14 protein-coding genes are annotated in these 14203 nt (G+C 67.8%); 4 read left to right on the top strand and 10 right to left on the bottom strand.

The genetic code is table 11. The features are described 5' to 3' along the window. The 6 genes from DIE23_RS03945 to DIE23_RS03970 form a co-directional block, all read right to left on the bottom strand. Positions 1 to 1395 (bottom strand): DUF1800 family protein, encoded by a 1395-nt coding sequence (locus DIE23_RS03945; RefSeq protein WP_124610901.1) that lies wholly within the window; start codon positions 1393 to 1395, stop codon positions 1 to 3. Between the two features lie 320 nt (positions 1396 to 1715). Next, entirely contained in the window at positions 1716 to 2561 is an 846-nt protein-coding gene (locus DIE23_RS03950; protein WP_124611038.1) for a GNAT family N-acetyltransferase, read from the bottom strand. Between the two features lie 281 nt (positions 2562 to 2842). Continuing rightward, a complete protein-coding gene (locus tag DIE23_RS03955; protein WP_124610902.1) occupies positions 2843 to 3346 on the bottom strand; it encodes a periplasmic heavy metal sensor in 504 nt (167 codons plus the stop codon). After that, complete coding sequence (locus DIE23_RS03960) at positions 3343 to 3762, bottom strand: hypothetical protein (protein ID WP_124610903.1); 420 nt, start codon at positions 3760 to 3762, stop codon at positions 3343 to 3345. Before DIE23_RS03960 ends, DIE23_RS03955 begins: the two co-directional genes overlap by 4 nt. Next, a complete protein-coding gene (locus DIE23_RS03965; protein WP_124610904.1) occupies positions 3759 to 4523 on the bottom strand; it encodes an RNA polymerase sigma factor in 765 nt (254 codons plus the stop codon). Before DIE23_RS03965 ends, DIE23_RS03960 begins: the two co-directional genes overlap by 4 nt. 217 nt (positions 4524 to 4740) lie before the next feature. Then, the gene (locus DIE23_RS03970) at positions 4741 to 5040 is read right to left on the bottom strand and encodes a YXWGXW repeat-containing protein (protein ID WP_124610905.1); all 300 of its coding nucleotides are present in this window, start codon (positions 5038 to 5040) and stop codon (positions 4741 to 4743) included. Positions 5041 to 5336: 296 nt separating this feature from the next. Here DIE23_RS03970 and DIE23_RS03975 point away from each other — a divergent pair, with 296 nt between their 5' ends. Then, positions 5337 to 7022, top strand: a complete 1686-nt coding sequence (locus DIE23_RS03975) for a metallophosphoesterase family protein (protein WP_124610906.1) — start codon at positions 5337 to 5339, stop codon at positions 7020 to 7022. Positions 7023 to 7216: 194 nt separating this feature from the next. On the opposite strand, the gene DIE23_RS03980 is transcribed toward DIE23_RS03975, so the two are convergent. Both DIE23_RS03980 and DIE23_RS03985 read right to left on the bottom strand, forming a co-directional pair. Beyond that, positions 7217 to 7849 carry a LysE family translocator gene (locus DIE23_RS03980; RefSeq protein ID WP_124610907.1) on the bottom strand — a complete coding sequence of 211 codons (633 nt, stop codon included), beginning with the start codon at positions 7847 to 7849 and terminating at the stop codon, positions 7217 to 7219. Between the two features lie 139 nt (positions 7850 to 7988). After that, entirely contained in the window at positions 7989 to 8885 is an 897-nt protein-coding gene (locus DIE23_RS03985; RefSeq protein WP_124610908.1) for a LysR family transcriptional regulator, read from the bottom strand. A gap of 347 nt (positions 8886 to 9232) precedes the next feature. Between DIE23_RS03985 and DIE23_RS03990 the strand changes: the two genes are divergently transcribed. From DIE23_RS03990 to DIE23_RS04000, 3 genes are all read left to right on the top strand, one after another. Then, on the top strand, positions 9233 to 10081 hold the full coding sequence (locus DIE23_RS03990) for a sulfite exporter TauE/SafE family protein (protein WP_124610909.1): 849 nt from the start codon (positions 9233 to 9235) through the stop codon (positions 10079 to 10081). Between the two features lie 82 nt (positions 10082 to 10163). After that, positions 10164 to 10424: a hypothetical protein gene (locus tag DIE23_RS03995; protein ID WP_006760082.1), complete on the top strand. Its 261-nt coding sequence runs from the start codon at positions 10164 to 10166 to the stop codon at positions 10422 to 10424. A 273-nt stretch (positions 10425 to 10697) separates the two neighbouring features. Then, the gene (locus DIE23_RS04000) at positions 10698 to 10997 is read left to right on the top strand and encodes a DUF4148 domain-containing protein (RefSeq protein WP_124610910.1); all 300 of its coding nucleotides are present in this window, start codon (positions 10698 to 10700) and stop codon (positions 10995 to 10997) included. 91 nt (positions 10998 to 11088) lie between these two features. Here the strand turns inward: DIE23_RS04000 and DIE23_RS04005 are convergent, their stop codons facing one another. After that, entirely contained in the window at positions 11089 to 12864 is a 1776-nt protein-coding gene (locus DIE23_RS04005) for a diguanylate cyclase domain-containing protein (protein ID WP_124610911.1), read from the bottom strand. Then, a complete protein-coding gene (locus tag DIE23_RS04010) occupies positions 12861 to 13985 on the bottom strand; it encodes an extracellular solute-binding protein (RefSeq protein WP_124610912.1) in 1125 nt (374 codons plus the stop codon). Before DIE23_RS04010 ends, DIE23_RS04005 begins: the two co-directional genes overlap by 4 nt. Between the last annotated feature and the right edge of the window lie 218 nt (positions 13986 to 14203).

Below are 14203 nucleotides of genomic sequence, written 5' to 3' on the forward strand. Positions count from 1 at the left end.
TCATCTCCGTTGGAAATCGGGCGACACGAGCAGCAGCGCGAGCGACGTGGTCGCGCTTTCGGCACGGGACAATGCAGTCGCCGTCGGTGCGCTCAGCGAGCCGGCCAGCAGCGTATTGCCGAGCGTGCGTGGATCGAGCCGGTCGCCCGTGCGTGCGGCAAACCGCTGCGCGATCTCGACGCGGCGCACCAGCGCGTCGGGCGCGGCCCAGCTCGCGGCGACGTCGTCGAAGCCGGCCGGCGATCCGGGCCGCCACACCGGCTGGCCGAGTTGCGCGAGCAGCGGCGCGGCCTTCAGGTCGCCCGCGTCGCGCCAGCCGAGCCCGCGCAGCGACGACACGGCCCACTCCCACGGCGTCTTGAACTTGCGATTGACCGGGGACCAGGCGTCGGGCGCATCGACCAGCGCGCGATAGACGGTCGGCAAGTCGCCGCCGCTCGTCTCGAATGCGCGGGCGAGCCGGTCGGTGAGCGCGGGCGGCGGATTGTCGGCGACGAAATGACGGGCGAGCTGGAACGCGATATGCCGGGCCGTCGCCGGCGCACGCGCCAGGTCGCTCAGGATCGCGCGCGCCTGTGCTTCGCCCGGCTGGTCGTAAGTGCGGCCCATCACCGTTCGCGCGCCCGGTTCGTGCAGTTTCGGGCGGAACACGAACGCGCCGGGCGCCGCATCGCCGGGCTGCGGTCCGCGTCCACCGGCAATGCTCCAGCCGGTCAGCGCACGCGCGAATTCCGTCACGTCCGCTTGCGTATAGTCGGTGCGTACCCCAAGCGTGTGCAGTTCCATGATTTCGCGCGCGAGGTTCTCGTTGAGGCCGCGCCGCGCCGCCGGATTGCGAGCTTCGGCGCGCAGCGCGGCCGGACTGTCCGGGCCGACCGAGCGCGCCTGGTCGAGGAACAGTTGCATCGCGGGATGCTGCTCGACCGCAACGAGCATGTCCTCGAAGCGGCCCAGCACGTGCGGGCGGATCGCATCGCGCTCGAATGCGCCCGCATACGCGGCGACCTGCCCCTTGTCGACCGACACCGCGAAATGGTTCGCCCAGAAATGCACGAGACGCTCGACGAACGGCGCGGGCGTGGCGAGCGCGCTGTTCAGCCGCGCGGCGACCGCGCTGCGATACGCGTCGTAGCCGTCGCGACGGATCGACTGCGCGGTCGCGCGCTTTGCGGCCGCGTCGTCACTCGTCATCGCGTTGCGGGTATTCGCGAACCGGGTTGCGAGCGTGACCGCGTCCGGTTCGGCTGCCCATGCGGCGGGACGCGCGTCGTAACGGTCGAACTGGGCGACCAGCGCGGCCTTCGGATCGGCCGGTGGCGCTTCGTCGGCCCGCGCGCCGAGACCGAAACGGTTCAGCGCGATGGCGGCCGGTGAGATGTCGTTCGGATGGTCCATGACGGGGGCTCTCGCGTTGCGTACCCCTGTTTAACGGGGGCCGGCGGGAAATCCGTCGCGGGATCGGCAAAATATTTTGGGTTCGGCGCGGGGAAGTCAGCGCATGTGGCTTGCAGCCGTCGCCATTGCACAAGAAAAGCAGATCGCCGCGTTCGATGTGCCGGCGAGTGAAAACAAGTACGCGCAGCATTACGTGCTCGAGGTCGGCGATATGCCCGGGCACAAGCTGCGGCTATACGAGTTGGTCCGCAGCTACGGTGGCAAGGACCCGACCACCAAACCGAGTTCGAATACGGGTTCGAGAAGTAGCCGGGACGTTGTTAGCCCAACTCGAACGACGTCACCCCAAACACGCGATCGATCGCGATCGCGGGCGCTTCCTTCGTGTACATCCGCGCGGTCTCGAAGACGCTCGACATGCCGTGCCGTTCCGCCAGCGCGACGGCCGCGGGATTCGTTTCAGGCACGTCGAGCACGATCACCTCGCCGGGCATGCGCGACGCCAGCGCACGAAACAGCCCCGTGGCGACACCAGCATCATCGGCGAAGAGCGGGCCGATCTTGCAACCCGTCTCGCAGCGGCGCACGACACCATATCCGGCGACACGGCCGGCGTCGACTGTGGCGAGTGCAACCGCATCCGGCTGCGCGATCCACGCGGAGACGAAACGCTCGCGCGGTGCGGGAAAACACTGGCGATCGTACGCAAGCAACTGCTCGAACGGTATATCGGCTGCCGCCGCCACGTGCGCGCACCCGATGCCGTCCACGCGCCCCTGATAGCGGATGTTGCGATACGCGAGCCGGAACCCGGACTTCCGGTAGTTCGCCTGCTGGGCCACGACACCGTCGAGACCGACGTTGCGGTCTCCGAGGTAACGCATGCCGTGCTGCCAGATTCGCATCCCGAAGCCTTTCCCACGAAACCCGGGTTTGACGATATAGAGGCCGATGAAGCCGAAGCGTTCGTCATAAGCGACGGCGGATATGCACGCGACCGGCTCACCGCGCACAATCCCGACGAAGAAGCCGGCAGGGTCCGCTTCCCTGAAACAGTCGGGATCATGCCGGCCGGGGTTCCACCCTTCCGCGGCCGCCCATTCCACCGACATGGCCATGTCGTCGGCCGACATGGTGCGCACGATAAAGTCTTCGCTTCGATCCATGGTTCGCCCCTGTCGCGGCGCTCGAGATTGCCGCCTCGCGTTGCGGTGAATACATCGGGGAGACGCTAACGACCGGGCCATCATAATCCCGGAGGCCGATATCAGTGTAGACGGTCATTCCGTGCCGTCGCTGGGGCACACGTTGTCGGTCGAAGCGGACGGCCACGCAGCGATCTCCGCGAAGCTGCTCCGGACAATCGGGTCAGGCCGTCGGCCGCCTTCGACTATCCGAACAGGCGCCAGCGGATTGGCGAACCCGGGGTGTCGTCACGCGCCGCTGCCTACTGGTTCCCCGCCGCCCCCTGCTGCTTCTGCAGTCTCGCCGGCAATCGCCAGTTCCCGCTACGCCGCAGCCCGTCGACGAACTTCGCGCGCTCATCCGGCGTCAGCGTGGCCGCGAAATCGACGACACTGCGCTCGACCTGCCCGCGCAATGCACTGTCCGCCGCCCGCGTCCGATCGAGCGCAGCGTCGATCGCCGCACGATCGAGTTGCGGCGCCGCCAGCAGATCCAGCACCGTGATCCGCCCGTCACGTCCTTCACGCGCGAAATCCCGACCGTCCTTGCGTGCCGCCTTCAGCGCCGCCGTGAATTCCTGCTGACGCGCATCGGACAATTCGTCCGCGGCGAACCGCAACGCCGTACGCTGTCCGCGCATCCCGGTCCCATGCGGATCGCGATGCGTCGAGAACCACTGATACGCGCCGCCGCCGATCGCGCCGAGCATGAACACGTTCAGCACGACGGACCCGACGAGAATGAATTTCCAGCCGCGTTCGCTCACTCGTCGCCTCCGTCGATGCTCGGGCCGCCGAACGTCGTCGTCAGGTAGCCCGGTTCGTGTTGCGCGATCGGCGCGCCGCCGAGCATCAGCATCGACACCGCCACCGCGCCCGCCAGCGCGCCGGCCAGCCCGACGCCCGCGAACGCCGCGCCCGACCACCACACCTTTCCCCGGCGCCGCGCACGTTGCGGCGCAGGCGCCGACGCGACGATGCGTTCGACGAGCGCCGGCGCGGGCGGCGCGACCGTGTCCCGCATGAGCCATGCATCGAGCTCAGCGGCATCGTCGAGCGCCTCCAGCGCGTCGCGCGGATGCGCTTGCGCCCACGCTTCAGCCGCCGCGCGTTCGTCTTGCGGCCAGCGCCGCGCATCCGAGCCGTACGCGGCGACGATGGTACGGAATCGTTCGGGTGTCATCGCTTGTCCTCGCTAGGTGGGTCGCCGGCCAGTTGCGCGCGCAGGTTGCGCCTCGCCCGCGCGAGCAGGCTCTCCAGTGCATCGACGGTGATGCCCATCAGGTTGGCCGCTTCAATGTTGGACATGTCCTGATAGTACTGGAGCACGAGCGCTTCCCGCTGCCTGGGCGGCAACGCGGCGAGCGCCTCGCGCACGCGCGCGTCGCGCGAGCGCGACTCCGCATGCGCAGCCGGCTCGGGTTGCGGGTCGGGCACGTCGGGCAACGCGTCGACCGTCTCCTCGCGTCGCCCGCGCAAGCGGTCGTAGCACAGGTTCAGCACGACGCGATGCAGCCAGGTGTCGAAGCGCGCTTCGCCGTCCCGCCAGCGCGGCGCGTGATGCCAGATCCGCAGGAAGGTTTCCTGCGCGACGTCTTCGGCTTCGGTCCGGTCGCCGAGCATGCGCGTCGCGAGCGCGAGCAAGCGCGGCAGCTTGCGTGCGACGAGCACGCGCACGGCCGACGTGTCGCGTGCGCCGACCCGCGCGACGAGTTCCGCGTCCGGATCGGCGTCGCTCAACGCGGGTTGCTCCGCCATGCGCGGTGCGAACGCCGCATGCTGCCGGCGGGTGTGCCCGCCGTCCGGCTCAAGCTCATCGTCGTGCTCTCCTTGCATGCGTCGGGCCGGCGCCGCACGGCGCCATGGCGGCGCGTCGACAGCGCATCGCGCGCCGCGCCCGGGATCTGCGCGGTCGGTTTCGTCGACATCCGGCTCGAACGGCATATCGATCCTGTCGGTCGCAAGCCGGCCGGCGCGATCAATATACGACGACCGGCGCGGGCCGGTAATACACCGGGCGTGCCGGCACCACAACGCAGCCGGCCAGCACGACGGCCGCGACTGCCAGGATCACGAGGGTTCGAAATGGCATGGCTCGACTGATGAGGTTGTGTGAAAGTCCCGCCGCACGGGCGCTGCGCGCCGCGCGGCACCCAGCGCGTCACGCCCAGTGACCCGGCACCCAGCGCCAGTTCGGGCCGCGTGCGGCCCAGTGCCCGGGCACCCAGTGATAGCCGGCACGCACTACCTGCCAGTGCCCGGGAATCCACACGTAGCGGCCCTGCCGCCAGTGCCAGTGGCCCTGGTCCCACACGTAGCCCGCGCGCGGCGCCGGCATCACTTCGACGCGCTGCGGTGGCGGTGCGACCGGCGCGACGATGACGGCCTGCGCGAATGCGGCGGACGTCGCCAGCGCGGCCACGCAGCCCGTGGCAAACCGTAATGAAATGGAAAGTTTCATGCAAGACTCCGAAGCATCGTTTCCCGGCCGGAAGTGGCCGTTCGTTCGTTAAACGACGCATGCGGAAAAATCCGTCGCGACACACGCAAATAAATGTCTGGCGCGCCGGCAACGCCGCACACGCCCATCGCCGCATCGGGCCCGTGCGTTGATGACCGTCTGTCACAACCCGGCAAAACTGCGCTTCGACAATGCGTGTCACCGGGATCCCGCTCGTTTCCGGCCCATGCCCCGGAAGCGCTCGCGCACGGCCGGGCGGCTCCGCATTTCGCGTGTCACTCAACGAAAATCCGATCATGTCGAACCAGGACAACTTCCCCGCCGAATCGAACGAGCCGGCCGCTGCCGTATCGCGTCGCGGCTTCCTGAAACTGGCCGGCGTCTCCGGCCTCGCCACCGCCGCGGGCGGGCTCGCGGCCGCCCGTGCCGCCGCATCGAACCCGGACGGCACACCCGAACAGGTGCACCTGACGTGGGGCAGTGACCCGACGTCGGAAGTCGCGATCTCGTGGGCGTCGCTCGCGCCGGCCGTCAATCCGCGTGCGCGGATCGTCGCCGACGGCGAACCGGCACGCACCGTGCACGGCGTGCAGCGCCTTTACACCGACGGCCTGAACGGCGAAACCGTGTTCACGTACCACGCACGCGTGCACGGCCTGAAACCGAACACGCGCTATCGCTACGAACTCACGGCCGACAACGACAGCAACGCCGCGCAGCCGTTTGCCGCGACCTTCACGACCGCGCCGCGCGGACGCGCACCGTTCCGCTTCACGAGCTATGGCGACCTCGCGACGCCGAACGGCGCGTGGGTTCTGTCGTCGCCGCAAAGCCGCTTCGCGGTGCAGGCCGTCGAGCAGTTCCAGCCGCTGTTCCACCTGCTGAACGGCGACCTCTGCTACGCGAACCTGAACCCCGCGCATCAGCCGGAGGTGTGGCGCGACTTCGGCAACAACAACCAGACGTCGGCCGCGAACCGCCCGTGGATGCCCTGCCCGGGCAATCACGAGATCGAATTCAACAACGGCCCGCAGGGGCTCGACTCGTATCTCGCGCGCTATACGCTGCCCGAGAATGGCACGCGCTTTCCGGGCCGTTGGTACAGCTTCCGCGTGAGCTCGGTGCTGTTCATCTCGCTCGACGCCGACGACGTCGTGTACCAGGATGCGGCCGCGTTCGTCGGCGGCCCCGCTCCGCTGGTGCCGGCCGCGAGCACCGGCCACGCACCGATCGAACCGGGCACGTCGTTCTACGTGCGCGGCTACAGCAACGGCGAGCAGACGCGCTGGCTCGAGCACACGCTGCGTCACGCGTCGCACGATGACGACATCGACTGGATCGTCGTGCAGATGCACCAGGACGCGCTGAGCTCGTCGAAGACGGGCAACGGCTCGGACAAGGGCATCCGCGAGGCTTGGCTGCCGCTGTTCGACCGTTACGGCGTCGACCTCGTGCTGTGCGGTCACGATCACGATTACGAGCGCAGCTACCCGGTGCGCGGCTGCAATCACCGCGCGGGCGTCGATGCATCGACCGGCGAAGTCGTCGAGACGCTGCAGCCGCGTCCGGTCGGGACGACCGATCCCGACCGCACGTCGTTCGACACGAGCCACGGCACGATCCACCTGATCCTCGGCGGCGGCGGCACCAGCGCGCCGCTCGACGTGTACGGCGAGAACCCGGCGACCGGCTATGCGCAGGCGAAGGTCTTCACGAAGCCGAACCGGCCGGTGCCGGGCGCGACGGCGAACACGTTCGTGCGCAAGCCGGCCGATGCGCTGGAGGATGCGATCTGGTCCGCGCGCCGCGATACGGGCACGGGCTACGGGATCGCCGTGTTCGACCACGATCCGGGCAAGCCGGGCGGCCACACGACGATCACGATGCGCTACTACCACGCGCCGGGCGCGGATCAGCATCCGACCGCGCAGTACGAGTTGTTCGAGACGATCGAGCTGAGCAAGAAGCGCGGCGAGCGCTGATGCGGCGGCCGCCCGCGGCGCGTGATCGCGCGGCGGGCGGCCGGGGCTGGCTCGTGCCGGACATCGCGCGCCATCCGTCTACGGATACAGCGAATACGTGACGGTCCGCGTCGCGCGGATCGGCTGCGCCTGTTCGTCCGCCGCGCATTGCGTGCACATCGGCGCGCCGGTTTCCACCGCGAGCCGCGTTGCCTCTAGCTTCGCGATTCCAGCGCGATACGCACGGCCAGTCCGGCCAGCACGGTCCCCATCAACCAGCGCTGCACCCGTGCCCAGACCGGCCGATCGGCAAGGAACCCCGCGATCGAGCCGGCCATGCTCGCGATCAGCGCATTGACGCTGACGCTGACCGCGATCTGCACGCAACCCAGTGCCAGCGATTGCGCGAGCACGCTGCCGTGCTCCGGCGAAATGAACTGCGGCAGCAGCGACAGGTACATCACCGCGATCTTCGGGTTCGCTAGGTTGGTCACGAAGCCCATCGTGAAGAGCCGTGCGCCGCTGTCGTGCGGCAGTTGCCGCACCTGAAACGCGGAGCGGCCGCCCGGCTTGAGCGCCTGCCACGCGAGATACGCCAGGTACAGCGCGCCGGCGAAACGCAGCACGTCATACGCGTACGGCACGGTCAGCACCATCGCGGTAAGGCCGAATGCCGCGCAGAACATGTAGAACACGAACCCCAGCGCGACGCCGCCGAGCGACACCAGCCCCGCGCGGCGGCCCTGGCAGATCGAGCGGGAGATCAGGTAGATCATGTTCGGGCCGGGCGTCAGGACCATGCCGAGCGATACGAGTCCGAAAGCAATCAGGGTGGGCAAGGCCGGCACGATGGTCTCCTTCAGGGCAGTGAATTCAGGGCGAGTGTCGAACAATGTATTGCATGTCGACGGCTATCGGCATGAATAAATTGCAAGTCGCCCATGAGCGCGCTTCATCACTTCATCGCCTCATTGCCCCGCCGGCCCGCTACTTTCCGTTTTTCGCCCGCGCCGGAATCGCCTTCCCCGCCTTCGCGCGCCGTGCGTCGACCAGCTTCACGAATGCGTCGGCGACCGCGTTGCCCGTCGCGTTCCACGACAGCCGCACGGAACGGTGCAGCCTGGGCGACAGCTCCAGCACCCGGCCGCCGAACCGCGTGTAGGTGAGCGTGATGCGCGGGACGATCGACACGCCCATTCCCGCCTCCGCCATCGACAGAATGGTGCGCATCTCGACCACGTTGAACGCGGCGCGAAGCGACGCACCGTTGCGCGCGAAGTAATCCGCGATGACCGGCCCGCACCCCGCCTTCGAGAAAATGAACGGCATCGTGGACAACCGTTTCGCCGACACGCTCTTGCGACCGTCGAACATGCCGTCCGCCGCGACCGCGACGAAATCCTCGTCGAGCAGCGGCAGGTTGTTCGCGAAAGTCTTCGTGCCGGCGACCACGCCGATGTCGGCGGTGCCGTCATCGAGCCACCCTTCGACTTCCGCGTCCGTGCCTTCGAGCAGCACCGCCGTCACGCCCTCGTGCGCCGCCTTCAACGCTTCGAGCGCGGGTACGACGAACGCGAGCGAAACGCTCGGCAGCGACGCCACCACCAGCCGACCTTCGAGCTTGCCGCGCGACAGGCCGAACTGCTGGCGCAGCGTCTGTGCCTCGCGAACGACGTTCTGCACGTACGGCCACAGGCGTTCGCCGGCAGCGGTCAGGACGACCGGCTGGCGGTCGCGCAACAGCAGCTTGACCTCGGTGATGTCCTCCAGTTCGGTCAGCGCATGGCTGATCGCGGATTGACTGCGACTGAGCCGGTCGGCCGCGGCCGTCAGCGAGCCGAGTTCGACTACCGCGGCCAGGGCCTGCAACTGCGCAAGCGTCATCTCGCCTCCTTGTTTCGGTGCATGTATTTTTCACATGATAGAGCGACACATCATGAATTGTATTGAACCGTGCCAACGATCTTCGATGGCGCACGATCCCGTGGCCGCGCCCGATGGCCCGCGCCGCGCTCGGGTAAGATTCAGCCTCGAACCGTGTCGAATACCGTCGCCGGGCATGCGCAGGCAGGCACCGGCGCGTCGGCGCCTGCCTGTCGAGCACCGACGGCGGACGTTGCAACCGGACGACCGGTCCGACCCACTACCAAACAACGGCGTGCGTCATCGCACGCACCGGCAACGGGTGCCGTCGTCCGCTCCGCCGCCGCTTTTGTCTCGACCTGCTCGTGATGATTCATCTCAATCTGACTGAAGGTGTGTTGGTTTCCAGCCTGCACGGGCTCGCGCTGCTCGACCTGATCGGCATTGCCGTCGCACTGCTGCTCGGCGGAATGGTCAAGGGGATCACGGGCATCGGCGTTCCGCTGGTGGCGATGCCGATCCTCAGCCAGTTCCTGCCGATCCGGCACGCGGTGCTGCTGCTGTCGATGCCGATCATCCTCGGCAACATCCCGCAGGCGCTGGAAGGCGGCGAGGTACTGGCGACCGCGCGCAAGATCGCCGCACCGATCGCCGGCACCGTATTCGGCAACGTCGTCGGCGTCGCGATTCTCCTGTCGCTGAACGCGGGCCACGCACAGGCCGCGTCGGGCGCGCTGCTGATCGTCGCGGCAACGCTGATGCTGAGCGCGCCGAAGCTGAACCTGCCGGAGGCATGGCAGAAGCCGGTCGGGTTCGCGCTCGGGTTCGGCGCGGCGCTGATGGAAAGCATCGCGTCGGTGCCGGGGCCGCTGCTCGCCACCTACCTGATTTCGTCCGGCGCGACCGGCCGCGCGTTCACGAAGCAGATCGCGATCATCCTCGTGGTGTCGATCATCACGCTGATCACGACGTTCAGCGGCGCCGCGCACGCAAGCGCCGCCGACCTCGCGATCTCGGCGGCGGCCAGCCTGCCCGCCATCGCCGGCATGTGGCTCGTTCGCCCGCTGCGGGACAAGATGTCGCCGCGCGTATTCCGGATGGTCGTCCTGCTGTTCGTGCTCGTCGCCGCTTCCCAGATGATCTGGAAGTCGGGCATCTTCCGGCACGCGGCGCCGCCCGTCGCGCAGGTCGACAGTGCGCACGCAAACACGAAATGATGTCGGCCGCGCACCGCCCGCCAGTCCCGTCCCCGTCCGCTCCCCTTCAGCCCCGTTCCCCAAGACACGTTAGACTGTCCGGATGGAACAATGCCGTTATTGCCAGAGAATCCGCGATGAATGGGATTGCCACGGGGACGAATGCCGCCGGGCAATCGCGAAGGCACTGCGCCGGCAGCGCGCGGGCCTGCCGATGGTGCCCGATCGCATCCGCAACGAGCTGCCGTCCGGCGCGCCCACCCAGCAGGTGATCGCCGTCCTGTCGCGCCAGCGCCTGCGGGCACGCCGCGGCAACGAGGAACGCCGCGAGCGCAAGGAGATCGACGACGCCGACGGCGTCTGATCCGGCAACGCCCCCCGTCCCGCCCCACCTGCCGGCGCCCCGCCACCGGGCGCTTGTCCGTGCGCGGCGCCTCGCCGCTCCCGCCCGCCACCGGTTTGCAATTCCCGCACCGCAGGATGGGGCCAGATCGAATTTCTCGCGAAATTATTGCCTCACGTGCAACGATCTTTCGCCAAAACCCACGTTTACCCTAGGTCCACCGACGCCTACGATGTAATCAATCGCTTACGACATGGTGTCGCCGGCGAAGTCAATAGAACATCGGAGGTCATCATGAAATCGCTCGTTTCCGCAGTCGTTGCCGCTGTCGCCCTGTCCGCTTCGTTCGGCGCATTCGCCCAAAGCACCGTGACCCGCGCGCAAGTGCGCAACGAACTCGTCCAGCTCGAAAACGCCGGCTACAAGCCGAGCCAGTCGAGCCCGTACTACCCGGCCGACATCCAGGCCGCGCAAGCGCGCGTGCACGCCGCCGACAACAGCGGCTACGGCGCACAGCCGGCCCCGGTCGTCCAGGGCGGCGCACCGGCAGTCAAGGTGCAGAACGCGCGCGACTCGGTCTACTTCGGCCACTAAGTCCGCCGCCGCGCGCAGTGCGCGCGGATCCAGCGAGCCCGTCCCGTGACGGGCTCGTCGCGTTTGCGCCGCGCACAGGATCGGCCTGCCGTCAGCGGCCGCTCCCCGCCGCCACGCGTCCGCCGGCATCGGCACCGATGCCGCCGCCCAGCAGTTCCTGGTAACGCACGCACGCGCACTGCGCGGACGCCTTCGCCGCGTACATTGCCGCGTCGGCCTTGACCAGCAGTTCCTCCGCCGACGCGCCATCGACCGGATATTCGCTGACGCCGATGCTCGCGCCCACGGCCAGGTGCCGGTCACCGAACTCCAGTTCCTCGGCCATCACGATCTGGATACGCGACGCGATATCGCCGATCACCGCCGGCGATCGCACGTCCGAAATCAGCACGATGAATTCGTCGCCGCCGAGCCGCGCGGCCATGTCGCCGCTGCGCAGCACGAGGCTCAGCCGTTTCGCGACCGCGACGAGCGTGCGATCGCCGGCCGCGTGCCCGTGCTGGTCGTTGATCTGCTTGAAGCGGTCGAGATCGACGAACATCACCGCCAGCCCCTCGCGCACCGCGGCCGCATGCCGGATCGCGGCATCGAGGTGCTCCATGAACAACAGGCGGTTCGGCAGGCCGGTCAGCGGATCGTGACCGGCGAGGTGCGTGAGCTCCAGCTGCTTCGCGCGCAGCATCGCGACCTGCGTGCGGATCTCGACGCGCATGCTGTCGAAACAGCGCGCCAGCACGCCGATCTCGTCGGCCCGCGCGACAGGCAACCGTTCGGCGGCCGGATCGTCGAACACGTGGGTCGCCGCGCGCGCGAGCATCTGCAACGGCCGCGTGATCGCGCGCGCAAACAGGATCGCGAGAATCACCGCCGCCACGCTCATCAACAGCACCATCCGGATGATCCGCTCCCCGAGAATCCCGGCCGGCGCCAGCACGTCCGTGAGCGGACGCGCCATGCCGAGCACCACGAAGCGGTTGCCCTCGTTGCCGCCGAACGGCGTGCGCACGAACGCGAACATCTGGCCCGGTGCGTCGTCGGGCTGCGCGAGCCCGTTGAGCGTCACGTTCGTGCGCGTCCCGACGAACAGCAGCCGCGTGTTGGGAAAGCTGTCCTGCATCAGCACGCGCCGCCCGCGATCGAAGCCGAAGATCTGCGACGGATCGGGGTGCACGAGGAAATCGCCCCATTCGTTCGCGAGGTACACGGAGTAGTCTTGCGGCAGATCGCGTTCGAGCCGGTCGAACATGCGCGACAGCTCGACGTCGACGACCAGCGCGCCGACGACCTGGCCGTCCGTGTCGACGACCGGCGTGCCCACGCGCAGGATCGGCAGCCCTTCGGCCGCATGCGAGCCGGTCTCGTGATTGATCACGATCGGCGACAGGTAGATATGACCGGGCGCCGTCGCAAGCGTATCGAATACGTAGGAAAACTGCCCTTTCTCCTGGAATGCACTCTCCGGCAGCACGACGATGCCGTGCGCGTCGCGATCGACACGGATGCGCTCGAGCCCGAAATCGCCGCGCGCGATCAGCCGGATCTGCAGGTACTCGGGGTGGTTCTTCATGAAGCTGTAATACACCTGCTCGAGCCGCGCGCGCGGCGCACGATCAGTGCCTTCGCCGCCGGCGACAGGCGCCGACGACGGCAATTGCGCGAGCACGAGCGCATCGTCGGCCACGTCGGACAGCGCGGTCGTGAAGCGCTGTCCAAGCAACTGCGTCGACATCAGCAGGCTGTGCTGCGCTTCCTGCACGAGCATCGTCCGGTTGGAGCGGTAGGTGTAGTAGCCGGTCGTGCCGGACGCGATCACGCCGATGCACGCGAACAGCACCGACAGCTTCGACGTGAGCCCGAGCCTGATCATTTTTCGAACCGCTCCGGCCGGTCGCCCGACACGATGCGGCTCCATAGCGACTCACGCCGCGCGATGTCCTCGACCGGCAGGATCCAGACGAGGTGCTGGTGGCCGGCCTCGAGACCGGGTGGCGGTTCAAGCGTATTCGCGAGCCCCTGGCGTTCGGTCAGCAGCGTGCCGATCGCCGGTTCGAGCATGTAGTTGATCCATGCGAACGCGAGCTCGCGATGCTCCGCGCCGCGCGTGACGCCCCAGCAGTCGAGCCACGCGAGCGCGCCTTCGTCCGGAATCACGTAGCCGACATCCGCACCGGCGCGACGCAGTTGTTCGACCTGCTGCGTGCCGTAGTTGCCGAACATCAGCGCCGCGCGATGCTGGACGAACAGCGCGGTCGCCTCTTCCGGAAGCGTGTAATACGTGAGCAGGTTGCGTCGCAGGTCGACCAGCTTGTGCGCGACGGCAAGGGTCTGCGCGGGCGACAGGTGGAATGGGTCGGGATAGCCGAGCGCGAGCGCGGTGAACGAAAAATTATGCTGCGCGCTGTTGAAGTCGAGCACCTTGCCGCGGTAACGCGGATTCCAGAGTTCCAGCATCGAACGCGGCGCGACCGGCACCTGCTTGCGATCGTAGATCAGTCCCATCGACGAATACGTGAACGGGATCGCATAGGTCGCGCCGTTGCGCACGAGCCCGCCGATCGTCGCGAGCTGCCGGAAATTCGGCAGTTGCCGCCGGCGGTTGGGGATCCGCGACAGGTCGATCGGCGTGAGCAGGTCGTCGCGCGCATAGCGCTGGATCTCGGCCGTGTTGGCCGCGAGCACGTCGTACGGCGGCGGCGATGCACTGTGCATCCGCGACCACAACGCTTCGTCGGAATCGACGAACGTCACTTCGACGCGCACATGGAATTGCGTCTCAAATGCATTGACGACATCGTTGTCCGCGTAGCCGGGCCACGCGAGCACACGCAGCACGACGTCACTTGCAGTTTCGGGAGAAGCGGCGAACGCGGGCACGCATGACAAGCCCACCGCCAACAGGACGAGCAATCGACAGACGGCACGAAGCCCACGCTCGCGCGCGCCAATTCCCCTGATCAAAGGGACCCCGTACGATTGGCCCGACTGCATCCGCCGTCCTTTTTCGAGTCGACGCGTTATCGTGCAACAAGACCATAAAAAATATCGCGGCGCAATTGGAACAAGCCGCACGCGCAGCTTGTCAGCCCATGCGGAGGACGACATGCGTGCAATCGTTCGATCGCATGTCGTCACGAGCAGACGAATGCGCATGCGCGAACAAGGAATGATCAGGAGAAAGTCGTTACGCGACGTTGGCGCTGGACGCT

Origin of the sequence: Burkholderia sp. Bp9143 (assembly GCF_003853645.1) — a bacterium.
Lineage (GTDB): Bacteria > Pseudomonadota > Gammaproteobacteria > Burkholderiales > Burkholderiaceae > Burkholderia.

Coding starts and splice junctions, on each gene's coding strand:
- DIE23_RS03970 (WP_124610905.1), bottom strand. CDS start 5,040: ATGAAACTTTCCATTTCATTACGGTTTGCCACGGGCTGCGTGGCCGCG.
- DIE23_RS03965 (WP_124610904.1), bottom strand. CDS start 4,523: ATGCCGTTCGAGCCGGATGTCGACGAAACCGACCGCGCAGATCCCGGG.
- DIE23_RS03985 (WP_124610908.1), bottom strand. CDS start 8,885: ATGACGCTTGCGCAGTTGCAGGCCCTGGCCGCGGTAGTCGAACTCGGC.
- DIE23_RS03960 (WP_124610903.1), bottom strand. CDS start 3,762: ATGACACCCGAACGATTCCGTACCATCGTCGCCGCGTACGGCTCGGAT.
- DIE23_RS04010 (WP_124610912.1), bottom strand. CDS start 13,985: ATGCAGTCGGGCCAATCGTACGGGGTCCCTTTGATCAGGGGAATTGGC.
- DIE23_RS03945 (WP_124610901.1), bottom strand. CDS start 1,395: ATGGACCATCCGAACGACATCTCACCGGCCGCCATCGCGCTGAACCGT.
- DIE23_RS03990 (WP_124610909.1), top strand. CDS start 9,233: ATGATTCATCTCAATCTGACTGAAGGTGTGTTGGTTTCCAGCCTGCAC.
- DIE23_RS03975 (WP_124610906.1), top strand. CDS start 5,337: ATGTCGAACCAGGACAACTTCCCCGCCGAATCGAACGAGCCGGCCGCT.
- DIE23_RS03995 (WP_006760082.1), top strand. CDS start 10,164: ATGGAACAATGCCGTTATTGCCAGAGAATCCGCGATGAATGGGATTGC.
- DIE23_RS04000 (WP_124610910.1), top strand. CDS start 10,698: ATGAAATCGCTCGTTTCCGCAGTCGTTGCCGCTGTCGCCCTGTCCGCT.
- DIE23_RS04005 (WP_124610911.1), bottom strand. CDS start 12,864: ATGATCAGGCTCGGGCTCACGTCGAAGCTGTCGGTGCTGTTCGCGTGC.
- DIE23_RS03950 (WP_124611038.1), bottom strand. CDS start 2,561: ATGGATCGAAGCGAAGACTTTATCGTGCGCACCATGTCGGCCGACGAC.